General features: G+C 56.6%; 15 protein-coding genes and 1 tRNA gene. 2 read left to right on the top strand and 14 right to left on the bottom strand.

The genetic code is table 11. The features are described 5' to 3' along the window. Positions 1-73: 73 nt before the first annotated feature. Together L6D89_RS22475 and L6D89_RS22470 are read right to left on the bottom strand one after the other, a co-directional pair. On the bottom strand, positions 74-5,203 hold the full coding sequence (locus L6D89_RS22475; RefSeq protein WP_236201220.1) for a RecQ family ATP-dependent DNA helicase: 5,130 nt from the start codon (positions 5,201-5,203) through the stop codon (positions 74-76). 112 nt (positions 5,204-5,315) lie between these two features. Continuing rightward, a complete protein-coding gene (locus L6D89_RS22470) occupies positions 5,316-5,528 on the bottom strand; it encodes a helix-turn-helix transcriptional regulator (RefSeq protein WP_236201256.1) in 213 nt (70 codons plus the stop codon). A gap of 167 nt (positions 5,529-5,695) precedes the next feature. On the opposite strand from L6D89_RS22470, the gene L6D89_RS22465 reads away from it, so the two are divergent. Further along, positions 5,696-7,438 (top strand): DNA methyltransferase, encoded by a 1,743-nt coding sequence (locus L6D89_RS22465; protein ID WP_236201219.1) that lies wholly within the window; start codon positions 5,696-5,698, stop codon positions 7,436-7,438. 168 nt (positions 7,439-7,606) lie between these two features. On the opposite strand, the gene L6D89_RS22460 is transcribed toward L6D89_RS22465, so the two are convergent. Genes L6D89_RS22460 through L6D89_RS22450 form a run of 3 tightly spaced genes read right to left on the bottom strand, consistent with a single transcriptional unit; the run spans position 7,607 to position 15,139 of the window. Beyond that, complete coding sequence (locus L6D89_RS22460; protein WP_236201218.1) at positions 7,607-10,291, bottom strand: TnsA endonuclease N-terminal domain-containing protein; 2,685 nt, start codon at positions 10,289-10,291, stop codon at positions 7,607-7,609. Beyond that, entirely contained in the window at positions 10,281-12,224 is a 1,944-nt protein-coding gene (locus L6D89_RS22455) for a DNA methyltransferase (protein ID WP_236201217.1), read from the bottom strand. Before L6D89_RS22455 ends, L6D89_RS22460 begins: the two co-directional genes overlap by 11 nt. Beyond that, positions 12,221-15,139, bottom strand: a complete 2,919-nt coding sequence (locus L6D89_RS22450) for an ATP-dependent helicase (protein ID WP_236201216.1) — start codon at positions 15,137-15,139, stop codon at positions 12,221-12,223. The genes L6D89_RS22455 and L6D89_RS22450 overlap by 4 nt, the downstream gene beginning before the upstream one ends. A 318-nt stretch (positions 15,140-15,457) precedes the next feature. On the opposite strand from L6D89_RS22450, the gene L6D89_RS22445 reads away from it, so the two are divergent. Next, positions 15,458-18,718, top strand: coding sequence for a sacsin N-terminal ATP-binding-like domain-containing protein (locus tag L6D89_RS22445; RefSeq protein WP_236201215.1), 3,261 nt, complete (start codon positions 15,458-15,460; stop codon positions 18,716-18,718). A 628-nt stretch (positions 18,719-19,346) separates the two neighbouring features. Here L6D89_RS22445 and L6D89_RS22440 read toward each other — a convergent pair. From L6D89_RS22440 to thrS, 9 genes are all read right to left on the bottom strand, one after another. Next, a tRNA-Pro gene (locus L6D89_RS22440) sits at positions 19,347-19,423 on the bottom strand. Positions 19,424-19,508: 85 nt separating this feature from the next. Next, the gene (locus tag L6D89_RS22435; protein ID WP_015476661.1) at positions 19,509-19,865 is read right to left on the bottom strand and encodes a MerR family transcriptional regulator; all 357 of its coding nucleotides are present in this window, start codon (positions 19,863-19,865) and stop codon (positions 19,509-19,511) included. Beyond that, positions 19,846-20,148, bottom strand: a complete 303-nt coding sequence (ihfA, locus tag L6D89_RS22430; protein WP_003090661.1) for an integration host factor subunit alpha — start codon at positions 20,146-20,148, stop codon at positions 19,846-19,848. Before ihfA ends, L6D89_RS22435 begins: the two co-directional genes overlap by 20 nt. A gap of 3 nt (positions 20,149-20,151) precedes the next feature. Continuing rightward, positions 20,152-22,530, bottom strand: coding sequence for a phenylalanine--tRNA ligase subunit beta (pheT, locus tag L6D89_RS22425; RefSeq protein WP_236201214.1), 2,379 nt, complete (start codon positions 22,528-22,530; stop codon positions 20,152-20,154). A 34-nt stretch (positions 22,531-22,564) separates the two neighbouring features. After that, the gene (pheS, locus tag L6D89_RS22420) at positions 22,565-23,581 is read right to left on the bottom strand and encodes a phenylalanine--tRNA ligase subunit alpha (RefSeq protein WP_017516492.1); all 1,017 of its coding nucleotides are present in this window, start codon (positions 23,579-23,581) and stop codon (positions 22,565-22,567) included. Between the two features lie 97 nt (positions 23,582-23,678). Continuing rightward, complete coding sequence (rplT, locus tag L6D89_RS22415) at positions 23,679-24,035, bottom strand: 50S ribosomal protein L20 (RefSeq protein WP_003099086.1); 357 nt, start codon at positions 24,033-24,035, stop codon at positions 23,679-23,681. A 21-nt stretch (positions 24,036-24,056) separates the two neighbouring features. Further along, the gene (gene rpmI, locus L6D89_RS22410; protein ID WP_017516491.1) at positions 24,057-24,251 is read right to left on the bottom strand and encodes a 50S ribosomal protein L35; all 195 of its coding nucleotides are present in this window, start codon (positions 24,249-24,251) and stop codon (positions 24,057-24,059) included. 60 nt (positions 24,252-24,311) lie between these two features. Continuing rightward, complete coding sequence (infC, locus tag L6D89_RS22405; RefSeq protein WP_169942760.1) at positions 24,312-24,863, bottom strand: translation initiation factor IF-3; 552 nt, start codon at positions 24,861-24,863, stop codon at positions 24,312-24,314. Then, on the bottom strand, positions 24,863-26,785 hold the full coding sequence (gene thrS / locus L6D89_RS22400) for a threonine--tRNA ligase (RefSeq protein WP_236201213.1): 1,923 nt from the start codon (positions 26,783-26,785) through the stop codon (positions 24,863-24,865). The genes infC and thrS overlap by 1 nt, the downstream gene beginning before the upstream one ends. Positions 26,786-26,814 lie beyond the last annotated feature (29 nt).

Below are 26,814 nucleotides of genomic sequence, written 5' to 3'. Positions count from 1 at the left end.
GCACTGATGCAACTGGACCGACTCCTGACTCTCGACTGCACAGCCCTGACGCCATAGGCACTATTCCCTAGCGCTACAACGCAGGCTGCGGTATGCCGCAAAGTCTTGGGACAATAATTTCCCAGCGTTCGCACTTCTGCAGTGACCGATATTGCTCCTCGCTGTCGTCCAAGAATCGAACCACCACACCAGCAACCTCGCATCGCTCGATCTCAAGGTTCAACTTAAAGGACAGAGAAGTCCTCCCGACAACTCGTCCCTGAGCATCCCGTACCAGGTAGCGCGCACCCTGCTTTTCAAGCTTAAGCTCCGCCCCTGGCTCCAAGCACCTCAGTGCTTCATGGATGGGATCTGTTACAGGGCTACGTCCGGCAAAACCAATGTCGATGTCCTTCAAACTGAGCTGCAGATAACGCCGCTCCAAAGCTGAGTCGTAATCGCCGGTGAAGGTCCGCTGCACGATGTCTGCCGACAAACTCACACTGAAAGGATTTGCTGCACTGAACTCACACAGCGTCAGCGTCTGCTCTGCACGCGTCATCCCCACGTAATACAATCGGCGCTCATCGTTGAGCCCCTCGGACTGCACACTCCAACCACCATCAAGCAGAACGACATGCCTGAATTCGAGGCCTTTCGCTGAATGCACAGTGCCTAGATACAGGCCATTCTTAGCCTGCTGCCGCATCTCCCGAGCGTAGTCATAGAGCCAGTCCACGATTGCAGCACTGTTGAGCAGGCACTCACCCAGCTCGACCTGTAATTGGGTGAACGCTTCCTGGAAAAAGCTACGCCAGCTCTCACTCATCCCCGCAGACATATGCTGCCACGCCATAGCAGCAGAAAGCGTCTCGTTGATCTCGCGAAGCTGATCAACAACAGCCACGAAATCACGTTGCCGAGTGATGGGCAGCGCACTATCTTTATCCGAGGCCAGGAAGTACGGAATTCCCCCAAGCTCGCAAAGCGCCTGGACGGGCCATAGGTAATGATGGGTACGGGCAAGTATGGAGCACCCGTTCCAGTCGCCAGCCTCCAGCGCCAGCAATCGCTTGAGTTCAGCTATAGCAGCCTGTGCTTGAAGATTACCGATAGCTCTATCGCTGGATTCAATGGCCAGTCGCGCCACTCGCCCCGATCGGTCTGAATCAAGTGTCTGCCACTGGCCACCGAGAGGATCTGACTGGCGCTCCCGGTTGATTCGGATGGGATAGGAAGCCTTCAAGCGCCCTGGGTTGTTGTCGACCAGCTGATTTGCTGCGGCAATGATGCGTTGAGTCGATCGATAGTTCTCGACAAGGTAGCTGGTAGCGGCGGAGTAATCCTCGCGGAAGCGCTCGATGTAGCGATTGTTGGTGTCGCGCCAGGCGTAGATGTTCTGATCATCGTCCCCCACCGCTAAAATGCACAAACGCCCTTCCTCACCAGACTGCCTACCGGCAAGCGCACTTACCAAACGGTATTGCAAGGCATCAATGTCTTGGTATTCATCAACCAGGATGTAGCGGTAGCCACGCAACAACTGCTCACGTAGGTCGTCCTCACCATCGGCAGTTCCTGTCCCCTCCAGAAGCTCAACAGCATCCTCCAGAACCTGCTTCAGAGCTCCCTCGTCGACAACTTCCCTACGCTCAAAGCGAGTGCCTGTCAGGCGCATGGCCATGCTGTGGTAGGTCATGACGCTGACGCCATAGGCATCAGCTCCAACCAGGCTCAAAAGACGCTTACGGATTTCATTGGCCGCATGTCGATTGAAGGTCAATGCCACAATGGCATTGGCGGGAACTCGTCGAACACGCAGCAGGTAAGCGATACGGTGAACGATCACGCGTGTTTTTCCAGATCCTGGCCCTGCCAACACCAATCGATTAACGTCGTCGTCATCGACCACGATGAGTCGTTGCTGAGTACTCAGGTCCTCAACAATAGATCTCCAGGACGCCTCACTGGTGGCGTGCTTAAGCACTTCCTCACGACCAGCGAAGTAGCGCTGTAGAAAGGCATCTTTGGAGTCTGTGAAGTAATGCAGCACCAGCTCGAGCGCGTTCGCCATCTCCGTCAGTGCAACCTCGGCATACTCGCGCATTACGTGAACCTGAATACGCTTCTCGCTGTAATGCTCATCGAGCCGTAGGTAATCGTCCTTGAGATAGCTCCCCTTCTTGTCTGCATTTACCTCAATGGTCATTGCCCGGCGCATCACAGTCATCCCGTGATTGAGCGTCAATACCTCCTGCTTGTGCAGGTACAACAGCACATGCTCAATTGCTCTGTGACGTTGGTTCGGGGGGATGACCTGGGAGAGCTCCAGATCCGAATCGATCACACCGACCAACTCACCGAAGGTGGACTGCACCATCAGATCCTTGCCCTTGGAGGCCGGCGCCAGCTTTCCAATCAAGAACTGAAGCAGCTTGCTGGCAATGATTCGGCGCTTTTCACCAAAACGCTCAATCTGCGACCAGCTGTACTTACCTTGGATCTTCAACTTGATGTAATCGTGATTGACCTGTTTGAGCTCAAAACTGCTACGCGGCTGACTGTTGCTTTCACGATCTTGAGAGAGGCTGCGCAACAGGCGAAGCACTTGCAACGGGATGACATCCTCGTGCTCTAGTCTGGCTTTGAGCCCCGCCGTCAGTGCCGCGAGATTGAGATCCTGCCAACTACCATCCTCGGCATCTGGCGCCAGCTCGCTGAGTACCTCGAATAGCGTTCCCTCTAATGCCAGGGTCTGCTCCAGGCGTTGAATGGAGGCGTCCACCACCCCGTGACGAAGCAATACGGTCAGTTGGGTGTCGTTGACGAGTAGGCCCAGCTCTTCCATCTGCTTGAGGGTGCTAACAACTTCCTCAGAAGTCAGGCTGGTGAGCGACATCAGGTTGTCCGTATTCACCCGCTCATCGGCGTCGGCTTGGTAAAGGTATTTCAGAATCGCGCCAAACTCTTCACGGCGCCGCTCCGACAGATTGGCCTTAAGCAAACGCTGCTCGGCGTCCGCTTCGCTCAGACTCAGGCGCGCCGGAAAAATCTGTGTACTGTTTTCCTCTCGCTTAAGGTATTGCCCCCGCTCTAGCCAGGCAACCGCGGTGACCACTTTGGTTTCAGCATCATTGTCATCAGCGTCGAACGAGGTCTCGACGGTCTCATCCATGAGAATCTCGCCGGCAGTGATGACCAGCTCGCCGCCCTTACGCCTGGCATACTCGAAACGCAGCTTGCGGAGAATTTGTTGGATGTCACGGAGGCTGAGCTTGGAGCGCTCGCACAACCCAAATTGGGTCTCAATATCCCGCGAGTCATAAAGCAGCACACAGCGTGCTGCATCCTGGTCACGCCCTGCCCTGCCTGCCTCTTGAAGGTAGTTCTCCAGCGAACCAGGAATGTCTGCGTGAACTACTAGGCGGATATCGGACTTGTCGACGCCCATGCCAAAGGCATTGGTGGCAACGATGATGCGGAGCCGCCCAGCCTTGAAGTCGTCCTGGATATCCTTCTTGTCATTGGGTTCAATCCCGGCGTGGAAATGGCGGCACGGCCATCCCTGCCCGACTAGAAACTCTGAAAGCTCTTCAGCGCCCTTGCGACTTGCAACGAAAACGACCGCACCACCGTCCTGGCCGCCGAGGTGATCCTCAAGCAACTGATGGGTTCTGGGCCATTTCTCGCCACGGCTGCAGGGCAGCACTTCAAAGCTAAGATTCGTCCGCTCATGAGTCCCCAGGAACTGATCAAACTCAATCCCGAGGCCTTCCTTGAAATGCGCACGGATATCAGCCAACACATCCGGCTTAGCCGTTGCAGTGAAGCAGCCAATGGGGGCCAGGAGTTGATTGCCTGTGTGCTCGCGAATGAAGCGCGAGGCGTACATGTAATCCGGACGGAAATCGTTGCCCCACTTCGACAAGCAGTGGGCCTCATCGAAAATCCAAGCGCCGATCTGGCGCTGGCGTATCGCACGCCGGAAAGCCTTGTTGCGGAACTGCTCAGGAGATACCAGCAGAATGCCGACATCGCCCATCTGGACCTTCTCCAGCACATCCGCACGCTCAGGCATGGTCAGCAGGCCATTGAGCGTCGCAGCACACTGCACATTTCGCTCAAGAAGCCCGTCAACCTGATCCTTCATCAGCGACTGCAGAGGCGAAATGATGATGGTTAGGCTGCCGTTGCGATGAAAACGATTCAGCGCCGGTAGTTGGTAACACAGCGATTTACCACCACCGGTTGCCAGGATAGCGAGCACATGTCTGCCCTGCATACCTGCGAGAACCACATCGTGCTGCAGGCTTTTGTCGGGTCGTTCGTAGCGGAAATCAGCAAAGCCGAAGTAGCGCTTCAGCTCATGGCGCGGATCGTGGGTCGTGCAGCAGTAGCGGCAATCTGAACGGCCGCAGGGAACATCCCGGAGCTCAGTAATCAATCGTCCAACAGCAGGAAACTGATGCCGCACCCAAGGCGCAAGGACAGAGTTGCCCCCCGACACCCTCAACCACGCAAGGGCATAGGCCAAGGGCAGATTTAAATCCTTCTGCTCAAGATCGTCCCGCAGTAAAGCTTCCAATCGAGTTCTACAAACCTTGAGATTACGATCCAACGAAGGATCGGTTTCTGCCAGCAAGACTGGGATGAGCGCTTGCACATCCGAAATAGCCACAGAGGCCTGACCTGTGAGTGATGCAAAGAAGGATCCCAGGTCACTCTTGATGCTGGGCGCGAGCAACGCCTGATAGCACAGAAGCTCAGCACGATTGGTTTGGCTCAGCTGGGTAAAAGCAGCACGCTGGTCCTTGAACAAAACCAGCGTGGAACGACAGTCAGCGAGGGGGGAGTTAAGGCTGTCACGGATGAGCTTGTAGTCTTTGACTAGTCGGTGATAGGGGTTTTGCGGGAAGGCCAGCGGGGAAAGCCGTAGCGTGTCGATCACTGGGAGCGCATGCAGAGCCAGCGCTGAGGCCTGCTGCTTCAAGATTGGCAGATCATGTTCGATGACATTGTGGCCCAGAACAAAGCTGGCACCGTCAGCCAAAGCATCGACATCACTCAGCACCTCCGCAAGATTCTTGGAGACCTTGCGATCAAGCTCAACGCTCAGATCAGGGCGTATAGCCCCAACCTTGAAGATACGGTCTGGTTGCCCGTCCTTGCCGGGGGCAACTTCCAGGTCGATAACCAAGCTCTTGGGCTGGTGAACTGATGACATCCAGGGCGCGATCCTTGCTGCTGCAAATTGCCAATCTGTACTCTAAAGGCAAAACGCCACCAACAAAAGCCTAGCGCTCGGGATAGGTTTGGATGATTACGCATTGGGAATGCTATTCATTGCTTGGTGAGAGTGTCGATGAGTCGCGATCTCGCTGCGCAATCCTGGCTTGAATCCACTTTTGGACCTCGCGTTCGACCCAGCCGAGACTAAGCCCAAGTAGCGGAACAGGTCTTGGGAACTCGCCAGCGCCAATGAGCTTATCAATTGTTGACCGTGCCAGGCCTATTATCTCAATAAAATATCTGAACCGAATAATTGTCATCATAAATACCTTATAAAAACTAAGCACCATCATCATGCAGTAGAAACAACCAACCTACCCGGCGATACTCAAACCAGTTAAAATTGAGTAAATGACCATTACCAACGAGCAAAGACGCAATGAATTTGGTAGAGTATAAGTGCAAGCTATAGAAAATGGAGAGCTGCATGAAGGGCCCAAAAACGAATAGCCTATTTTACGGTGACAATCTTGAAGTTCTCAGAGAAGAAATTCAAGACGAAAGCGTTGACCTGATCTATCTGGACCCCCCATTCAACAGCAATGCAAACTACAACGTGCTATTCAAGAGCCCAAAAGGCGATTCTCCAACAGCTCAAGTAGAAGCATTTGAAGATACATGGCACTGGGGGCAAGAAGCAGAGAGGGAGTTTTCAGAAATACTCAATCAGCCAAACATAGAAGTATCTAAAGTTATCGACGCGCTGAGCAAATTCCTTGGGAAAAATGACATGATGGCCTATTTGGTCATGATGGCAAATCGACTACTAGAGCTTCATCGAGTTTTGAAGCCAGAGGGTAGTCTATATTTACATTGCGACCCAACCGCGAGTCATTACCTAAAAATTGTTTTGGACGCTGTTTTTTCGCCTGATTGCTTTCAAAGTGAAATCATTTGGCGCAGAACTGGCTCACACAACAAAGCATCGCGCTGGGCACCTATTCACGACACGATTTTTTTCTTCACAAAGAACCCTCGAAACTACACATGGAACTACCCGAAACGCCCGTACATGAAAAAACACGTGACGGACAATTTTGTGCCAAACGGTTCTGGTGGCTGGAGAACAAATTACTACGGAAATGTTCTGACAGGCGCCGGAACACGTAATGGAAAATCTGGAAAGGTGTGGAAAGGATTTGACCCAACTGCCAAAGGTAGGCACTGGGCAATTCCAGGAGCGCTCTGGGAAGACTCTGGCATTGATCCGACAGGGCTAGACCAAATACAAAAACTTAATGCCCTCTTTGAAGCAGGCTATATAAAGATTGAAGAAGGTTCGGCATGGCCGATCTACGAAAGGGGAATTAGGCCAACGGATGGGCCGGCAGCCCCTGACATTTGGGCATTTCAGCCCTACACAGAAGGAACTGTATTTGGCACCGAAGAAGGCATTGATGCGGATGTATCTTGGCTAAAACCGAAGGATCAGGAAAGATTAGGGTACCCCACTCAAAAGCCGATCAGTTTATTGGAGCGAATCATTGCCGCATCAAGCAAACCAGGAGATGTTGTTCTTGACCCATTCTGCGGATGTGGAACGGCAGTGCATGCTGCAGAGAAGCTGGAAAGAAAGTGGATTGGAATAGACATAACGCATCTATCAATCAGTCTCATAGAGAAGAGATTACGGGACGCATTTCCGCAAGCTGTCTTTGATGTACATGGAACACCGAAAGACATTGAGTCTGCACGCGACCTAGCCCTGCGAGATAAATACCAGTTCCAATGGTGGGCATGCTCTCTGGTTAATGCTCAACCTTACCAAGGAAAAAAGAAAGGCGCAGACGGCGGTATTGACGGTTTAATATACTTCCAAGATGACAAAATAGCCGCAAAAAAAATAATCGTTAGCATTAAGGGTGGAAATAACATAAGAGTCAACATGATCCGCGAACTCGCACATGTAGTTGAACGAGAGAATGCGGCCATCGGCTTATTTGTTACACTCTCTGAAGCAACTAAGCAGATGTTATCAGAAGCAACAAAGGCTGGATTCTATGAAAGCAAAGCAACAAAAAAGAATTTCCCAAAAATTCAAATTCTGACAATAGATTCACTACTAAAAGGCTTACAGCGCCCCTTGTACCCAGACTTGGGTGGCGGCGGCGTAACCTTTAAGAAAGCCAGAAGAGAACAAAAGAAGCAGATTCAGAAGGATCTCTTTTAGTATTTTTTTGAATTAATGCGCGTCACAATGCACCCCAGGCCGTCAACCCTTATGGGTGACGGCCTGAGCTTTAGTGTTGGCAAGCGCATTTATGATCTGGAGAATAACCCCGGATCAGAGTCCCTTCTAGGGCGGCGTCTGTCTTTCAGCTCTTTCTCCGTCGATTGCCTACAGCAACATCCGGAAATGCCGCTTATCCGCATCTGAGGACTTAAGAATGCGGTACTCCATACCACTAGCCACCGCAATCTGCTGCGCAAAGTCCTTCTTCGCCTGCACGATGGCATCCTCAATTTGATTGTCAGCCTTCACTTCGACGATGACATACTTCAGGCTGCCATCCGGCTCTTCGCGCTGGAAGATGAAATCGGGGTAGTAACTACGCACGGTACGCGAGTCAGGGTCGATGTACTGGATGAAGAAATCGGACTGGCCGTGCGTCAGCATTCCGGTGAAGTAGATTTTCCTCACACGCTCCTCTCGCAGCAGATCCCAGAACAACCAGTTCTCCGAGCCGGAGTCGAAGCAGTAGGTGTCGAGGTGGAAGCTCTTGGTGCGCTCCTCGTCCCTGATCTGCATGTCGTGCATCCGCACGATCTTGTCCTTGGCCGCCGACACCTCGTAGTAGCCGTTGGTAGGCATCTTGATCAGATCGACCTCGTACTCGTCCTTCTTCTCGTACTCATCAAGATCAAACAGCAGGCGGAACAAGCGCGGGATGATCTCGTCGTAGAGCAGCTCGTTGAACTCGTTGGTGATGGCCACCAGTTCGGAGGCCCCTTCCTTCGTCGCTGCGAGCAGCTCCTCAATCTCCAAGGGGCTTCGGTTGAGATAGCGCGACACCTCGGCCACCAGTGTCATGGGCGAGAAAGTGCGCTTCTCACGGCGGGCAGTGAGGTCGAAAGTGCGGCTACCAGAGGCACGCGCAGCATCGGCGGCGGTCAGGCCGTCTTGCTGCGTTTCAATGAGCCGGTATTTTTCGACCAGCACGTTCCATTTTTCTCGGCTGGATCGTTCGGGTATTAACTCCTGCCCTTGAGCCGGTTGCTTTTCGCGCATCTGATAGAGCTTTCGCACGCGCACCAGCTTGATCTTGACTGGGGGCTCGACCACGCGCACCTCCACACGCTCCTTGTCCTTGCCGGTCCTTTGGAGCTCGTCAGCGCTGATGTGGAAGTTCTGCTGCAGCTCGTCGTTGAGCGTGTTGAGGTTGTCGCCCGAGAGGAAGACGTGGCCGGTATGCTGGGCCTCGCCGATTGCGCGCAAGCAGCGCATGGTGGCCTGCAGCACAAACACCTTGGACTTGGGCTCACGGAACAGCCCGACACCGAACAGCGAGCGGCAGTTCCAGCCTTCACGGCCTTTGTTTACCAGAAGGATGAACTGTTTTTCCGAGCCTTCAGTGTCTAGTCGATTGAACTCGCGGATGTCGTCGTTGGTGGTGATTTTGCTGTCACCCACGTTGACCAAGATGCGTGACGTCGGGATCCCATACTTGAGCAGCACGCGCTCGACGGCTGGCTTCAGCTCTCCCATCAGTTCCTCCACGGTGGCAGCGAAGAATGCCAGCTTGGGGAGCAAGCCTTCCGGACGCAGCTCGCCAGACTCTTTCAGGAAGTTTTCGATGGCAATGTCGACAAATTCGTCGGTGCGAGTATTGGCGTAACCGTGCAACGTCACCTTCTTGAGGAAACCTTTGTCGATGGCTTCCTTCAAGCCGTATGCGTAGACGACCTCAGGCAGCACTTCGCGCCCCACGTAGGGTGTACCGGTGTAGTTGTAGCAGGCCACCACCCGCGTACCCGCCGCGTTCAGACTGGCTGCCAGGATGTCGATGGTGGTACGCAGGCTGGTGTCCGTTTCCTTCGCGCCGACGCCCATGTCCTTGGCCAGAGTCTTGCCGAAGGCGTGGTGGGCCTCGTCAACGTAGATGCCAAGTTGCTCCAGACGGCGCAGCTTTTCGAAGCGCTGGTTGGTAGTCAGCTCGCCTTCTTCTTCCGGCTGGTCGAAGTTGTAGAGGTCGGCGGCATCGGCATAGACACCGGTGGCAGATAGTGTTTCGCCGGTGGCACCAAACAGCTTATCGACAGAGGTTTTTTCCTTGTGTTTACGCTTGAGGATGATCTTCTGCGTGTTGGAAACGATGATGTTGAAGCGCGAGCGATCCAGCGCGTCCAGAGAGGTGCCCGCTTCTTCGAGGAAGTGAAAGCGTAGGTGCGTGGTCAGGAAGTTGACGTACTCCGGCGGCACTACACGGGTCAGGTCAAACGCCTCGATCTCCTTTAGAGACTGCAGCACGGTTTTGTCCGGTGCGAACACCAGCGCGTTGTGGCAGTAGCGCGTGTCTTTCTCGAATTTGTTGCCCAGCAGGAACTCGTAGAAGATGCAGGTCGCCATCAGGATAGTTTTACCGGTGCCCATCGTCAGAGCGAAGATGTAGTTCGGGTAGGCGCGGGAGTTTTTGCGCATTGCCGCGAACACGGCCTTGTACTGATCCTGCGTGACAGCATCGAACAAGCCCACTTGGCCCGCGCTGCCGGAGACCACACCACCCTCGGCACGCTCTGCGAAGCGGCCTTGCTTCTCGAACCACTGCTGGAAGATTTCCTCAACCTTGGCGTTGCCGAGGAACTCCTTGAGGAAGACGTAGGTTTCCAACGCCTCGAACTGAGGCTGACGGAGGAAGGCCTTGGGGTTTTTATCCGGGTTGTTGAAGTCGAGAAACTTGCGCGTCAGCTCCTTGTAGTGTGTGCGGATCGCGCCTCGGTTGGCCTGATAGAACTGCCAGAGAAACTGGAAGAAGGCGAAGTCGAGCGACGCGCTCACCGCCTTGGCTGCGCGTTTAGTCGCCATTGCTGGCACTCCCTTCCCACGACTCCGAGAGCAGGTCAGTGATCTTCACACGAATGGTGCCCGCGTCGGCCGGCACCTTGTACACGCCACTGACCATCTCGGTTTTGCCCGGAATGTCCACCACCGTCGGTTGCAGCACCGCACCGTCGTAGTTCCAGTCGATCAGCACCGACTCGACCAGCTCCTTCCAGTCCTCAACCGACTCTTTCTGCAGCGAGAGCTTTTGCAGCAGGTTCATCGGGTAGAACCGCTCGATGATCAGCTCACCGTTCTTGATGCCGACCTTGGCTTGCGAATCGCGCTTGAACTCCAGATTGGCCTTGTCGCGCAGAATGTCCACCACTTCGACGTCGATCTTGAACGGCATTGCGGCCAGTTCCAATTGCGCGGCTAAATCTGGCTCGTGGCCCATACAGACGAGGGTGATCTTCTCGACCGGACGGTTCGGGCTTTCGTTCTGTTTGCGTTCCCAGGCCTTGTAGTCGAAGCCCGCGATCAGCTCGTTCAGGTCGGCGCGTGTGGCGATGCGGTTGACGGGCATGATCTTGACCATGCGCCCATCCTTCTCTCCCTCAAACACAGTAGAGAACTCAAGCTTCTGTACTTCCAGCGCCTCGAGCAGCAGCTCTTTGGCCTGAACCGGGTTACGGAAGATATCGTAGTGGTTGACGTTGTGAAGCTCGAACCCGGTGTAATGCTTATCTGTCTGGTCGAGAGAATTTTGGCGCAACTCATCAGCCACTTTAATCAAGCGCTTTGTCGTCGTTTGGATAGCGCCCAAATTGATATCTGCACCAATGAAGCGGCGACCTAGCTTCATCGCCACAGACTGTGTGGTGCCGGAGCCCATAAAACAGTCAAAAACGATTGCCCCCGGTGCCGTCGCTGCTTGAATAACTCGCTCAAGTAAGCGCTCAGGTTTCTGAGTCGGATACTCAACATTTTCTTTCGATTGCGACTTGATGTGACCTGTATCCGTCCAAATATCGTTTACTGGTATCCCTTTACTCTCATCGAGGTATTTCCTTACATAAGGAACGCCGGTAGAAGAGAACTCGATCAGTCCCTTTGATAACAGGTCATTGAACGAGTCCTCTGTGATAGCCCAATGCCTGCCCGTCGGCGGGAATCGTCCATTAATTGCATAATGAGCTTTCGTTCCTTGCCTCTCTCCTGGTGCAGATAGCACCACCAGCCCATATTTACGACCTGTCTCATCTGTTTTCTTGAACCACCCTTCGATGTAATCGTCATCGTAGGGGGCGTATTGTGGGTACCAAGTAAAGTCTGATTTTTTACCGTAAAACAGAATGACGTCATGAACGGGGCCGAATCCACGCGTTGAAGCATGCACGCCAGAACGCTTCCAGATAATTTCATTGATAAACGACTCGCGCCCGAAGATTTCGTCGAGACATATCTTCAGGTAGTGGCTTCTGCGAGGATCGCAGTGTAAGAAGATGCTTCCTTGCGGTGACAGCAACTCTCGAAGCACTGTGAGGCGTTCGTACATGAACTGGAGATACTCGTCGTTTGACCAAATATCGCCGTATTGCTTCTCTTCGAAGGCAAGCTGATCGGCGGTTGTAGTCTTACCTTTGACCACAACCTTCCTACGGTAATCAGCGCCTGAATCGAATGGCGGATCAATGTAGATCAGATCGATCTTGCCCCTGAACTCCTTAAGAAGGTGGCTCATCACCTGCAGGTTGTCGCCCCAAAAAATCTTGTTGCGCCAGCCGTCCACCTCTTCACCGTGGACCTCCTTCAACTGCGCCGGGTAATACTGCGTCGAGGTGAATGGACGCTTGCCGCGCCAGTTGAGCATCGGGTAGCCCTTGATCGGCTCGAACTCGTACTTTTCGACGTTGGAGGTGCCGCCATCAGGCTTGGCCAGTTGCAGACTTTCCTGTGCGGGCGTGGTTGTGCTCATTTGTCGTTTTTCCTGAATTTCCAATTCTTGTTGTCGCAGTAGGCGCGCATGTCGCAGCTCTGGCACAGCTTGGCCGGGCGTGCGGTGATGGCGTAGTCCTGCCGTTCGATGCGTGCGACGATGTCGTCGAAGCGCGCGATGGTCTTGCCGATGGCGCGGTCGTCCTTAGTGAAGGAGACATAAGGGTTACCGCCGTCTTCGCCGGTGTAGTAGAGGTGCATCCGGCTGACCTTCTGGCCGGAGCGCTCCTCGACCAGATGGGCGTACACCTCCAGCTGGCTCTGGTACTGGCGCAGGCGATCCCGATCCTTCTCCATGTCGGGCTTCTTCTCCGACTTAAAGTCAATGATCTCGACAGTATCGTGCTCACCCCGGATTAGGTCGACACTGCCCTTCAAGATGTACTGATCCTTGATGAGCGAGATCTCGACCTCGGCCTCCTTGATGCGATCCCAGTTGCCGTTTTCGCGCTCGTAATAGCGCAAGACGTGCATCAGCGCTGCATGTTGCGAGCTGGGCGCAAGGTAAACTCGTTCCTTCTTCGAGAGCATCGCGTAGTTGGTTGAGAACCAGCCTTTGATGGCGTCGAAGGAAACGGAGCCTTCCTCGCCGCGCAGCACGGTCTTGTGAATGTCCTCGATGGTTTGGTGCACCAGCGTCCCGAAGAGCATCGGGCTCTCGCGGATGGGCGTGAATTCCAGTTCCTTGAAGAAGCGGTACTGCTCGGCGCAGTTCTCGAACACGGTGATGTGCGAGGTGAACGAGTATTCGCGCTTGAGGTTGATCTGCTTCATTGCCTCGTAGGTCAGCGCCGCGAGATCAACGTCACGCCAACTGGGCAGCTCGTAGAACAGCCGCTCGAAGTATTTGGACGGCGATTTACCGCGTCCTTGTTTCTCCTGCGCAGCCAGCACAAGCAGGTTTTGGGCACGCGAGAAGGCGGTATAGAACAGCCGCCAGAAGTCGAAGTTCTTGATGTGGTCGAGCGGCTCGAAGCGTTCCTTGGAAAGGTAGCCGCCGTCTTCCAGCAATACGTCGAGCGCGCTGTACTGTTTACGTGGCACCGCCTCCAGCGAACCACACACCACCACCGGAAACTCCAGCCCCTTGGATTGATGGATGGTGAGGAAGGAGACGCATCCCTTCGGCGCGTACTCGGCTTCGTCCTCGTATTCGCCGATGCCACCATCCTGCAGGAAGCGCAGGAACTGATTGAACAGGTCTCGCAGGTTCTTTTCCAGCCACTCGGGGTTGAGCACGCTGACAAAGTGCAGGTACTCGAACTTAGTGAGCAGCTTGGAGAAGGTGCCAAGGTTACGCGCCGCACGCCCTTTGTCCACGCCTTGGAGCGCCTCTTCCGTGAGGAAGCGCGAGAACAGCGGAAACTGCAGCAACTGGTAGAACAGGCCCGAGAAGGCGTAGTCCGTGTTCTGCGTGAGCACGGCGTGGCGCTTGGCCAGCGGGCGAGCCCAGTCCAACATCGCCTTGTTTTCAGGCTTGCGCAGCTCCTCGATGAAGGGCTTGAAGCACTGGTGGTCGTAATAGTCCCAGATGGGGAGCGTGACGCCTTCGGCCCACGCCCGCACCTTGGGGAACTGCGGGAACAGGAAGATCAGCGCCCCGATCAACAGGCGGACTTCCTCGCGTTCAAAAAACATATTTGAGCGGGGCGAGAACACGGGTACACCCTGGGCTTCGAGGAAGCGCGCCAGTGCCACCGCCTTGTCGTTTTTGACCGAGCGGAACAGGAAGGCAACCTGATTCCAGTCCACAAGCTGGCCGGAGCCCTTGAGACCGCTCAGGAAGGCCAGCACCTCGGCGTGCCAGCTGCTGGTGTCACCGCTGTCATCCTTGGCGGCAAGCCGCACCGCTGTGGGCAGCTCGGGGAAGTCGTCCTCACGCGGGACAATCTGCTTGGCGAAACGGAACACCCGAGTGCCGTCGTCCCAAACCCGCTCCTTCATCCACTCGTTGTAAAAACGGATGATGTCAGGGTGCGAGCGGTAGTTGACGGTCAGTTTTACCTGCTTGCACTGGCCGTCGTTGAACAGCGCCGGGAACTCCAGAATGTTGCGGATAGTAGCCCCGCGAAAACGGTACAAGCCTTGGTCGTCGTCGCCCACCACGCACAGATTGCGACGCTCGCCCGCCAGCAACAGAAGGATGCGCTCCTGAATGGTATTGGTGTCCTGGTACTCATCCACCATCAGGTGAGTGAGCTTGTCTCGCAGTTGATCCAGTACCTCGGGGCGTTTCTCCAGCAACTGCAGGGCCTCGTACTGGATGCCGGAAAAGTCCAGTGAGTTGTGCTCGTTGAGCAGCTCCTGGTACTTGGCAAAACAGGTGGCCAGGGCGCGGATTTCCACTTCCGGTGCCGCCGCCAGCGTGGCTGCATCGAGCGCCTCCTCACTGATCTTGTTGAGCCACTTGAGTAGGTTCTCCGACTGCGCCCAACGCCCCGTCTGATCATGGCCCATGACAAGCTGAGCGTTTGGCAGCTCGCGGAATTCTTTGATGTGCTGGTAGAGGAAGTACTGCTGATCGAACTGGTCGAACAGTGTGAAGCTTCGCTTGAGTCGGGTGAACTCGCGGTAGTCTTCCAAGAGCCTTAGGCAGATAGAGTGGAAAGTGCCGAGGTACATCTCATTGAGGTTGAACTGGATACCGATCTCAGCCAAACGGTTGGAAATGCGGGTAGTCAGCTCGCGCGCAGCCTTATCGGTGAAGGTGACGACCAACAGCGACTCCGGTGCGACCCCCTTGTGAGTGATGAGATAGACGATGCGCTCAACCACGGTGAAGGTCTTGCCAGAGCCTGGCCCTGCGATGATTAGCACCGGGCCGTCGGTGGCCAGAATGGCTTCAAGCTGTTGTGGATTGGCTTTGGATTGAAGAGTGGTTGTGCTGGATGTCATGCAGCCCCTTAGCAACGTCCATTGTCGGTATGAAACTGCAGCTGACTATGCGCCAACAGGATTAATTGGCCGATAAACGCAATGCAGCAAGCAAACTCAAGAGCTTGGAGTCTGCCCTTGACAGCTAAGCCATAAACTACGCTTTGCAGCCTTTTAAAAACAAAAGCCTCATCATCAGGCATGCCCCCACGCGACTCACTACTTATCAAGCCTACGACTCATTTTATCGTAGCTCTGACTAACAGCTCGAGCTGTCATTTTACTACCCGACTGTGCAGACTTGGCATCAAAATTTTGCCTGACCGAGAGGGATTAACGGTGGCTTCGAATTACGAAGAAATTTGCAAGGAAAACCGGGAGAGCTACGGCACTAAGGGCGCTCAAAAGTCAGGGAGGCTGGCAGCCGGACTCTACGACAACCGTACGCATTTCATATTCGAACTGCTGCAAAATGCCGAGGATGCCCTTGGTAGACGCGGTAATTGGCATGGCTCGCGTAAAGTCACTTTCTCCCTGAGCGCAGACCGACTTACCCTCTCCCACTTCGGTAAGCCGTTCGATGAGGCCGACGTCCGAAGCGTCTGCGACATCGCCGAGAGCACCAAGAACGAGTCGTCTATTGGTCGCTTTGGGCTCGGTTTCAAGTCGGTCTACACCGTCACTGATCTTCCGGAGATTCACTCTGGCGATGAGGACTTCGCCATTGAAAACTACGTCTTTCCCAAGCGAATTGCGCGTTCGGCTCGCGCGACGGAGGAAACGCAGATCATTCTGCCGCTGAAGCCGGAGGACACGAGCGCAGCCCAGGACATCACGACTGGGTTCCGCCACCTGGGCCCGGACGCGCTGCTGTTCCTGCGCCACATCGACGAAATCAACTGGAGTGTCGAGGGCGGCGCGTCCGGGTTCTATCTGCGCAACAGCCCCGAAATACTCGCACCCAATGTCCAGCGCATCAAGGTAATAGGCAACGAGGATGATCGACCTGACGTCGATCAGAACTGGCTCGTGTTCCACCGCGACGTATTTTCTGCCAAGCAGCAAAAGGTCGGGCGAGTGGAAATCGCGTTCTCGTTGGTCGTGTTAAAAGACTCTCCCGGCCGCTGGGCAGTACAGCCACTAGCCAAGTCACTACTGGTGGTATTTTTTCCGACCGTGGTTGAGAGCCACCTTGGTTTTCTCATGCAGGGGCCGTACCGCACCACGCCCAGCCGCGACAATATCCCTCCTGGCGAGCAGTGGAATCAGCATCTGGTCAGGGAAACATCTAGCCTGCTGGTGGAAGCAATGCGCTGGTTGCGCGATGAGGCGATGCTAGATGTATCGGCGCTGCGCTGCCTGCCACTCGACCGAGAAAAGTTCTCGCAAGATTCGTGGTTCACACCGATGTTCGATGCCGTCTTACAAGCCTTTGAGGAAGAGGAGCTGCTTCCGGCCTCCAACGGCAGGCATGTAACCGCCCATCAGGCCAAGCTGGCGCGCACGCAGGAGTTGCGCGAACTGTTGAGCCCGGACCAGGTTGCAGCGCTGTTCGGCTCAGACGTCGCCTCCTGGCTATCTGGCGATATCACACAGGACAAGGCCCCTGAGATTCGACAGTACCTGATGCGCGAACTCAACATCGACGAAATCACGCCGACAAAATTGGTGCCGAGCCTGACCAAGCCATTCCTTGAGGCGCAATCCGATGAGTGGGTGTTGCTGCTGTATGAATTTCTGAGCGGCCAGGAGAAGGCTCTGCGTCGCCACCTCGACACGGTTCCGCTCATCCGCCTTGATGATGGCACCCATGTTGTCGCCCGTGAGAACGGGAAAGCCAAGGCCTTCCTACCCAGCGCCATTACCACCAGCTTCCCGACGATACGCCGAACAGTGTGTGCGACACCCGAAGCGCGTTTGTTCCTAAGCTCGCTGGGCATCGCCGAACCCGATCCAGTAGATGACGTGATCTGGAACCTCCTGCCGAAGTACCAGCGGGGCGAAGTGGACGTGGATGACGACACCTACGCAGGTGACATCGAGCGCATCCGTACTGCCTTTGGCACCGACTCCGCAGCGCAAAAGGAAAAGCTCAGAGCAGCATTGCGAGAAACATCGTTTGTGATGGTGGTCGACACCGGAGACGGCAAAGCCTACGTCGCCAAGCCAGGAGACATCTACATCGCCACCGACCGCCTGCAGCAGCTTTTCGCCGGTGTACGCGACATCCTAATCGTCGACAACGAGTACGACTGCCTGCGCGGCGAAGACATTCGCGACCTCTTAGTGTCATGTGGCGCAAGTCGTTACCTCCTACCGCAAGCAACGCCGTCGGGGCTGGGGCATAACGAAAAAACGCAGATTCGCAGAGAAGCAGGCCTTGAACGTGCAAGCTGGGAAATGCCGCCAGAAGACTTCACACTTCGCGGGCTTACGCAGCTGTTGGAGTTTTTGTCGACACTGGCGCCCGAGGAGACTGCAGTGAGAGTGAAGGTACTGTGGGACGCGCTGGCTGACCTTGAGGCACGCGGCACGGCTTCCTTCTACGGCTCCTACAAATGGAGCTACTCCCACGAGACAAAATCTACCCGATTTGATGCCGCCTTCATCCGGACGCTCAATCAGGCCGCATGGGTACCAAACTCCAAAGGCGAGCTCGTCCCCCCCAGCCTCGTTGTGTTCGAGGAACTTGGCTGGAAGCCCAATTCATTCCTTCAGACCAAAATTGCCTTCAAACCACCGATTATCGATCAACTGGCGAAGGAGGCAGGTATCGACCCGGCGATTCTTGATCTACTGCGCAGAGACCCTGCTATTGTCGCCGAGCTGGCATCCCGATTGAGCACCAGCCCGACACAAGAGCCTGAACCTTCGACAGCCCCAGAGCCGGAAGCCGAAGCCCCTTCAGAAAGCGACGTATACGACGACGCGCAAGACTTGTACGGAGAAGACATGCCGGATATCCCACCCGGCACGCCTGACCTCGATGGGGGCGACGACGTGGGCAATGGAGTGGGACGCGGGGGGCAAGTTGGGTCTGGCAGCGGAAAACCTCGCGGCAATGGCCAAGGCAACAGTGGTGGCGCACAGGGTGGCTCAGGTAGCCACGGTGCATCTGGTGGCAAAGGAAATGGAAAGCGGACGCCCGGCCAGACCGGATCGCGCCCCTTCATTTCCTACGTCGGCGCACACCCGGAAGAGGATGGCCCAGATCCAGATGGCCTCGATCAAGCGGCACGAATGCAAATCGAAGGGCACGCCATTGACCTGATCATCGGCCTTGAGCCAACGCTGTGCCGCACGCCAGACGGTAATCCCGGCTTCGACCTCTACGAGGCCGACAGCACTGGCCGGTCGATTCGGTGGGTTGAGGTGAAATCGATGACGGGCAGCCTGGAAGATCGCCCTGTTGGACTATCACACACGCAATTCGACTACGCGCGCGAAAAGGGCGATGCGTACTGGCTGTATGTGGTCGAGCACGCAACCGACCCGGCACAAGCTCGAGTACTCAGGATTCAGAACCCCATCGCACAGACCCGGACATTCACGTTCGACAGCGGCTGGAGCCAGATCGCCCAAACAGAGCCACCTCACTGAAGCGCGCTGGATACCCTGAACAGCCCCATCCGGCGGCTCACTCGGTCGCGCTTACCGAATTCCGCAGGGAATGTTTGCGGCCGTACGATGCACGGCACGCCCTTCTTCTGTCCTCAGGTGATGGGCGCTACCTAGACACTCTTCATGCCCACTTCTTGTCGACTTTGACACACCGACGCAATGCGGCCACAAAGACGCGCGGTGACGTCCTCCAGTTTTTCCTGGCCACTCCAGATCTGTTCGAACAGGCTAAGGAACATACCCGTGTGGGCTGGCTCATTGAGCAGGTAACGATGCTAGAAAGTGCATTACCCTCCTGGCAGCCCAAATCGACTACACTGAACCCCTGCACCGGCGTGTAGACCGCATCAGAGCCTTGTGCACGTACACCAATTGATGTTGTCGATCAGCTCCGCTCCCCCATCTTCATTGATCAGCACCACCATTCGCAGCTCAGGGCGCGGCTAACACTCCGCCTTCACGGCCGACCTTAATCCCCATGATTCTCAAGCCAATCTCAATTGGCAACCAATTGGCAACCAGCCCCCCCTTTACTAAGAGGAAGCCAAAACCTACAAGCATAAAAAAATCCAGTCACCGCTAAGTGACTGGATTTTCTTGAGTTTTTTGGTCGGGACGGAGTGATTCGAACACTCGACCCCTTGCACCCCATGCAAGTGCGCTACCAGGCTGCGCTACGCCCCGACGTTGCTTTTGAGTTCCCTCAGAAGCGGATCGCACTATACCCCAAGCATTTGCTTTGGAGAAGTGCTTTTTTCATTTTTTTCAGTTACTTGCGCAGCACATGCAGCACATCTTCCAATTCGGCGATCATCTGCCGGATCAGTTGCTTGTACTGGGTGGCGTCCTCGCGAGCTTCGTCACCGGTGAGGCGCTGACGGGCACCACCGATGGTGAAGCCCTGGTCGTAGAGCAGCGCGCGAATCTGGCGAATCATGAGCACGTCCTGGCGCTGGTAATAGCGCCGGTTGCCCCTTCGCTTGACCGGGTTGAGTTGCGGGAATTCTTGTTCCCAGTACCGCAGCACGTGCGGCTTCACCGCGCAAAGATCGCTCACTTCACCGATGGTGAAATAGCGCTTGCCCGGGATGGGGGGCAACTCGTCGTTATGACTTGGTTCCAGCATAAGCTTCAACCCTGGCCTTCAGTTTCTGCCCTGGACGAAAGGTGACGACGCGCCGGGCTGTGATCGGGATTTCCTCTCCCGTCTTCGGGTTGCGTCCGGGACGCTGGCGCTTGTCGCGCAGGTCGAAGTTGCCGAAACCCGACAACTTCACCTGTTCGTTATGCTCCAGCGCCTGGCGGATCTCTTCAAAGAAGAGCTCCACCAGTTCCTTGGCTTCCCGCTTATTCAGGCCCAGCTCTTCGTACAGACGTTCAGCAATTTCAGCTTTCGTCAGAGCCCCCATACGCTACTTCCTTAACGTGGCGTTGAACCTTTGTTCCAGCGAGGCGACGATATTCTGCGTAGTCGCGTTCACCTCGTCATCGTTAAGAGTGCGTGATGGATGCTGCCAGGTCAAGCCAACGGCCAAGCTTTTTCTAAGCGGATCAATACCTTTACCGTGGTAGACGTCAAACAGCCTGAGGTCCGTCAGCCATTCGCCCGCCGTTTCACGGATATTTGCCAGCACGAACTCGGCCGGGGTATCCAGATCGACGATCAGCGCCAGGTCACGGCGCACTTCAGGGAAGCGGGACAGCTCACTGAATTTCGGCAGGCGACCCTTGGCCACTTCGGCCAGTACCAGCTCGAAAACGTAGACCGGACGATCCAGGTCCAGCGCCTTGGCCAGCTCCGGGTGCAGGGCGCCCAGATAGCCGACCAGCACGCCATCGCGCTCGATCTTGGCGGTCTGGCCTGGGTGCAGCGCCGGGTGCTCCGCCGGGGAGAAGGTGAAAGCTTCGATGGCACCAGCATTGCCCAGCAGTGCTTCGACATCGGCCTTCACGTCGAAGAAGTCGACATTCTCGCGACCGTTGGCCCAACCTTCCGGCTGACGTGCACCGCAGACGACGCCGGCGAGCATGTTTTCTTGCACCAGACCTTCCAGCTGACCGACGAAACGCAAGCCACTTTCGAACAGGCGCACGCGGGTCTGCTGGCGATTGAGGTTGTGCTGAAGTGACTTCACCAGACCCGGCCAGAGCGAGGCGCGCATGGCGGCCATGTCGGCGGAGATCGGGTTGGCCAGCATCAGCGGCTCGACGCCGGGATGGAACAGCTGGAACAGCTTGGGATCGATGAAGCTGTAGGTGATGGCTTCCTGGTAATCGCGAGCGACCAGCAGGCGGCGCAGCGCCGGCAGTTCGGCCTGGGACTCGGACTTGGTATTCGGCGCCAGGCGGGCCTGCGGGTAGCGAACCGGCAGGCGGTTGTAGCCGTACAGGCGACCCAGCTCTTCGATCAGATCGACTTCGATCGAGACGTCGAAGCGATGGCTCGGCACGCCAACAGTCCAGGTATCGGCACCGGCTTTCTGGACGTCGAATTCCAGGGCGGTGAGCAGACGCTCGATCTCGGTGTTTTCCAGGGTCATGCCCAGCATCTGGGTAACGCGCTCGGCACGCAGGGTGACCGGAGCGACCTTGGGCAGGTCGGCCTCGCTAACGGCTTCCACCATCGGACCAGCTTCGCCACCAACAATCTGCAGCAGCAGCTCAGTGGCGCGCTCCATGGCGCGACGAGCCAGCTGCGAGTCCACGCCACGCTCGAAGCGGTGCGAGGCATCGGTGTGCAGGCCATAAGAACGAGCCTTGCCAGCGACGGCGATGCTGTCGAAGAAGGCGCTTTCCAGGAACAGATCACGGGTCTTGGCGCTGACGCCGCTGTGTTCGCCGCCCATCACGCCAGCAATGGCCAGGGCACGCTCATGATCGGCAATCACCAGGGTGTCGGCACGCAGGGTGACTTCCTGGCCGTCGAGCAGGACGAGCTTCTCGCCCTCCTCCGCCATGCGCACGCGAACGCCACCCTTGATCTCGTCGAGATCGAAGGCGTGCATTGGTTGCCCCAGCTCGATCATCACGTAGTTGGTGATGTCGACGGCAGCGTCGATGCTGCGGATGTCGGAACGGCGCAGGCGCTCGACCATCCACAGAGGGGTCGGCTTGCTCAGGTCGACGTTGCGGACGACGCGACCGAGGTAGCGCGGGCAGGCCTTGGGAGCCAGCAGCTCAACGCTGCGCACTTCATCGATCTGCGGAGCAACAGCACTGATCACTACCGGCTTGACCTCGGCGCTGTACAGCGCGCCGACTTCGCGAGCGAGGCCGGTCAGAGACAGGCAATCACCACGGTTCGGGGTCAGGCCGATCTCGATGGAAGCGTCGTCCAGTTCGAGGTAGTCGCGGATATTGGCACCCACAGGGGCATCCGCGGCGAGCTCCATCAGACCGGCGTTCTCTTCGCTGATTTCCAGCTCTTTGGCCGAGCAGAGCATGCCGTTGGATTCAACACCGCGCAGCTTGGCCTTCTTGATCTTGAAGTCGCCCGGCAGCTCGGCGCCGATCATAGCGAAGGGAATCTTCAGGCCTGGGCGCACATTGGGCGCGCCACAGACGACCTGGAAGGTCTCCGAACCGTTGCTGACCTGGCAGACGCGCAGCTTGTCGGCATCCGGGTGCTGTTCGGTCGACAGCACTTCGCCCACCACCACACCGCTGAACTGACCGGCGACCGGGATCACGGCGTCGACCTCGAGGCCGGCCATGGACAGACGAGCTACCAGCTCATCACGGGATACCTGCGGGTTTACCCAGCTCCGCAGCCACTGTTCACTGAATTTCATCCTGTTCTCCTAAATGCGTTGACGGTCTTGCGGGCTAGCGGAACTGGCCGAGGAACCGCAGATCGTTGTCGAAGAACAGGCGCAAGTCGTTCACGCCATAGCGCAGCATGGCCAGACGCTCGATACCCATGCCGAAGGCGAAGCCCTGGTACTTCTCGGGATCGATGCCGGACATGCGCAGCACGTCGGGGTGGACCATGCCGCAACCCATGACTTCCAGCCAGCCAGTCTGCTTGCAGACACGGCAGCCTTTGCCGCTGCAAAGCACGCACTGGATGTCGACTTCCGCCGAAGGCTCGGTGAAGGGGAAGAAGGACGGACGGAAGCGGACGGAGAATTCTTTCTCGAAGAAGGCGCGGAGGAACTCTTCGATGGTGCCCTTGAGGTCGGCGAAGCTGACGTCTTCATCGACCAACAGACCTTCGACCTGATGGAACATCGGCGAGTGGGTCAGGTCGGAGTCGCAGCGGTAAACGCGGCCCGGGCAGACAATGCGAATCGGCGGCTTCTGGCTTTCCATGGTGCGGACCTGTACCGGCGAGGTATGGGTGCGCAGCAGCATGTTCGCATTGAAGTAGAAGGTGTCGTGCATGGCACGAGCCGGGTGGTGGCCCGGAATGTTGAGCGCTTCGAAGTTGTGGTAGTCGTCTTCGACTTCCGGACCCTCGGCCACTTCATAGCCGATGCGGGTGAAGCACTGCTCGATGCGCTCCTTGGTGCGGGTGACCGGGTGCAGACCGCCGGAGGACTGGCCACGGCCCGGCAGGGTCACGTCGATGCGCTCGGCTGCCAGCTTGGCGGCGAGGGCAGCGCCCTCCAGCTCGGCCTTGCGGGCGTTCAGCACATCCTGAACCTTTTCCTTGGCGACGTTGATCAGCGCACCGACCTTTGGGCGCTCTTCGGCCGGCAAATCGCCCAGGGTCTTCATGACCTGGGTCAGCTCGCCTTTCTTGCCGAGGTAGTGAACCCGGATCTGCTCCAGGGCGTTGACGTCTTCGGTGTTTCGCACGGCGTCCAGGGCCTGCGAAACCAGCGCGTCCAGGTTTTCCATGTACCAACTCCAGATACAAAATAGGGGAAGAGCGGTAAGGCTCTTCCCCTATCGGTGACGTTACGTCCGGACCGAGATCCGGTAACTGTCGTGGGGCTTAAGCCAGGCTGGCCTTCGCTTTCTCGACAATCGCGGTAAACGCCGCTTTTTCGTTCACAGCCAGATCGGCCAGTACCTTACGGTCGATCTCGATGGCCGCCTTTTTCAGGCCAGCGATCAGACGGCTGTAGGACAGACCGTTCTGACGAGCACCAGCGTTGATACGGGCGATCCACAGGGCGCGGAACTGACGCTTGCGCTGACGACGGTCGCGGTAGGCGTATTGGCCAGCCTTGATTACCGCCTGCTTGGCAACACGGAACACGCGCGAGCGCGCGCCGTAGTAGCCTTTTGCGAGCTTCAGAATCTTTTTGTGACGACGACGGGCAATTACGCCACGCTTAACACGAGCCATTTATTTATCCTCTACCAGAAATCAACGCAGACGCAGGGAGCGCGCTACACGGCGAACGTCGGAAGCAGCGAGCATCGAAGTGCCGCGCAGCTGACGCTTACGCTTGGTGGTCATTTTGGTCAGGATGTGGCTCTTGAAAGCGTGCTTGTGCTTGATGCCACCAGCAGTCACTTTGAAGCGCTTTTTGGCGCCACTCTTGGTTTTCATCTTTGGCATGTTTAGTACTCCGCATTCGTTAACAACTGATAACCATCAGGCCTGCCAGTGCCCGGGAGGTTATTTACGCTTCTTGGGAGCGATGACCATCATCAGCTGGCGTCCTTCCAGCTTGGGATGCTGTTCCACGGTGCCGATTTCCGCGAGGTCGTTTTCGACCCGCTTCAACAGCTCCATGCCCAGCTCCTGGTGGGCCATCTCACGACCACGGAATCGAAGCGATACCTTGGCCTTGTCCCCTTCATTAAGGAAACGTACCAGGTTGCGTAGTTTTACCTGGTAATCCCCTTCTTCCGTCCCTGGACGAAACTTGATTTCTTTGATCTGTTGCTGGTGCTGGTTTTTCTTCGCAGCAGCGGCTTGCTTCTTCTTCTCGAAGAGGTGCTTGCCGTAGTCCATGATGCGGCAGACAGGGGGCACCGCATCAGCAGAAATTTCCACCAGGTCCAGCTTGGCCTCGTCGGCTAGACGGAGGGCCTCATCGAGGGAGACCACGCCAATCTGTTGACCGTCGGCACCAATCAGACGCACCTCACGGGCGGTGATGTTTTCGTTGATCGGTGGTTTCGGGAGAGCCCGCTTATCCTGTCTCATTTCACGCTTAATAATGATTACTCCGAGTCTTGGCGACCACGCCGGGAAACCGCCTGAGCGAGAAGCTCCGCGAACTGGGCGACCGGCATCGAGCCGAGGTCTGCCCCTTCGCGCGTACGTACGGCGACGGCCTGCGATTCAACTTCCCTATCACCGATAACCAGCAGATAGGGAACCTTGAGCAAAGTATGCTCGCGGATTTTAAAGCCAATTTTCTCGTTTCTCAAGTCAGACTTGGCACGGAATCCGCTTTGTTCGAGCTGACGCACCACTTCTTCGGCCCATTCGCCCTGCTTGTCAGTGATATTCATCACCACCGCCTGGGTCGGTGCGAGCCATGCCGGGAACAGACCGGCGTAGTGCTCGATGAGCATGCCGATGAAGCGCTCGAAGGAGCCGAGGATCGCGCGGTGCAGCATAACCGGGCGGGTACGGCTGTTATCTTCGGCGATATAGCTGGCATCCAGACGCTCCGGCAGGTTCGGATCGTACTGCAGGGTGCCGCATTGCCAGTTACGGCCGAGGCAGTCCTTCAGGGTGAACTCGATCTTCGGACCGTAGAAGGCACCCTCGCCCGGCTGATATTCCCACTCCAGGCCGGATTCGTTCAGAGCGTCGGCCAGAGCACTTTCGGCGCGATCCCACAGCTCTTCGGAACCGACGCGCTTGGCCGGACGGGTGGACAGCTTCATGGAGACATCGCTGAAGCCGAAGTCCGAATAGACCTGCAGGGTCAGCCTGATGAAGTCGGCCGCTTCCTTCTTTACCTGCTCTTCGGTGCAGAAGATGTGCGCATCGTCCTGGGTGAAGCCACGTACACGCATGATGCCGTGCAGCGCACCGGACGGTTCGTTGCGGTGGCACGCGCCAAACTCGGCGAGGCGCAGCGGCAGGTCGCGGTAGGACTTCAGGCCCTGGTTGAAGATCTGCACATGGCACGGGCAGTTCATCGGCTTGACCGCAAAGTCGCGGCTTTCCGACGAAGTGGTGAACATGTTCTCGGCGTAGTTGGTCCAATGGCCGGAACGCTCCCAGAGGATGCGATCGACGACCTGCGGAGTGCGGACTTCCACGTATCCGTGGTCACGCTGCACCTTGCGCATGTACTGCTCGAGCACCTGATAGACAGTCCAGCCGTTCGGGTGCCAGAAGACCATGCCCGGCGCTTCTTCCTGGAGGTGGAAGAGATCGAGCTGCTTGCCGATGCGGCGGTGATCGCGCTTCTCGGCCTCCTCGATACGCTGGACGTAGGCAGCCAGCTGCTTCTTGTCCGCCCAGGCGGTGCCATAGACGCGCTGCAACTGCTCGTTCTTCGAGTCGCCACGCCAGTAGGCGCCGGAAATCTTGGTCAGCTTGAACGCTTTCAGGAAACGAGTATTCGGCACGTGCGGGCCGCGACACATGTCCACGTACTCCTCATGGAAGTACAGGCCCATGGCCTTCTCGTCCGGCATATCGTCGATGAGGCGCAGCTTGTATTCCTCACCACGGGCCTTGAAGGTCTCGATGACTTCAGCACGCGGCGTCATCTTCTTGATGACGTCGTAATCCTTCTCGATCAGCTCGGCCATGCGCTTTTCGATGGCTGCCATGTCTTCCGGCGTGAAGGGACGCTCGAAGGCGATGTCGTAATAGAAGCCCTCATCGATCACCGGGCCGATGACCATCTTGGCGGTCGGATACAGCTGCTTGACCGCATGGCCCACCAGGTGGGCGCAGGAGTGGCGGATGATTTCCAGCCCGTCCTCGTCCTTCGGGGTAATGATTTGCAGGGTCGCGTCGCTGTCGATGATGTCGCAGGCATCGACCAGACGGCCGTTGACCTTGCCGGCCAGGGTGGCTTTCGCCAGGCCTGCGCCAATGGATTGCGCCACCTCGGTCACGCTGACCGGATGATCGAAAGAACGCTGACTACCGTCGGGAAGAGTAATGATGGGCATGGCGCCTCCTCTCCTAGTGGTGACCCCTA

This window comes from Pseudomonas pseudonitroreducens, assembly GCF_021603645.1.
Taxonomy (GTDB): domain Bacteria; phylum Pseudomonadota; class Gammaproteobacteria; order Pseudomonadales; family Pseudomonadaceae; genus Pseudomonas; species Pseudomonas pseudonitroreducens.
The sequence above is the reverse complement of the archived record's forward strand: the minus strand, read 5'-3'. Positions and strand labels throughout refer to the sequence as shown.

Bases quoted from the DNA above. Each gene is read 5' to 3' on its own strand.
- L6D89_RS22475 (WP_236201220.1), bottom strand. From the start codon at position 5,203: ATGTCATCAGTTCACCAGCCCAAGAGCTTGGTTATCGACCTGGAAGTT.
- L6D89_RS22470 (WP_236201256.1), bottom strand. From the start codon at position 5,528: ATGACAATTATTCGGTTCAGATATTTTATTGAGATAATAGGCCTGGCA.
- L6D89_RS22465 (WP_236201219.1), top strand. From the start codon at position 5,696: ATGAAGGGCCCAAAAACGAATAGCCTATTTTACGGTGACAATCTTGAA.
- L6D89_RS22460 (WP_236201218.1), bottom strand. From the start codon at position 10,291: ATGGCGACTAAACGCGCAGCCAAGGCGGTGAGCGCGTCGCTCGACTTC.
- L6D89_RS22455 (WP_236201217.1), bottom strand. From the start codon at position 12,224: ATGAGCACAACCACGCCCGCACAGGAAAGTCTGCAACTGGCCAAGCCT.
- L6D89_RS22450 (WP_236201216.1), bottom strand. From the start codon at position 15,139: ATGACATCCAGCACAACCACTCTTCAATCCAAAGCCAATCCACAACAG.
- L6D89_RS22435 (WP_015476661.1), bottom strand. From the start codon at position 19,865: ATGCTGGAACCAAGTCATAACGACGAGTTGCCCCCCATCCCGGGCAAG.
- ihfA (WP_003090661.1), bottom strand. From the start codon at position 20,148: ATGGGGGCTCTGACGAAAGCTGAAATTGCTGAACGTCTGTACGAAGAG.
- pheT (WP_236201214.1), bottom strand. From the start codon at position 22,530: ATGAAATTCAGTGAACAGTGGCTGCGGAGCTGGGTAAACCCGCAGGTA.
- pheS (WP_017516492.1), bottom strand. From the start codon at position 23,581: ATGGAAAACCTGGACGCGCTGGTTTCGCAGGCCCTGGACGCCGTGCGA.
- rplT (WP_003099086.1), bottom strand. From the start codon at position 24,035: ATGGCTCGTGTTAAGCGTGGCGTAATTGCCCGTCGTCGTCACAAAAAG.
- rpmI (WP_017516491.1), bottom strand. From the start codon at position 24,251: ATGCCAAAGATGAAAACCAAGAGTGGCGCCAAAAAGCGCTTCAAAGTG.
- thrS (WP_236201213.1), bottom strand. From the start codon at position 26,785: ATGCCCATCATTACTCTTCCCGACGGTAGTCAGCGTTCTTTCGATCAT.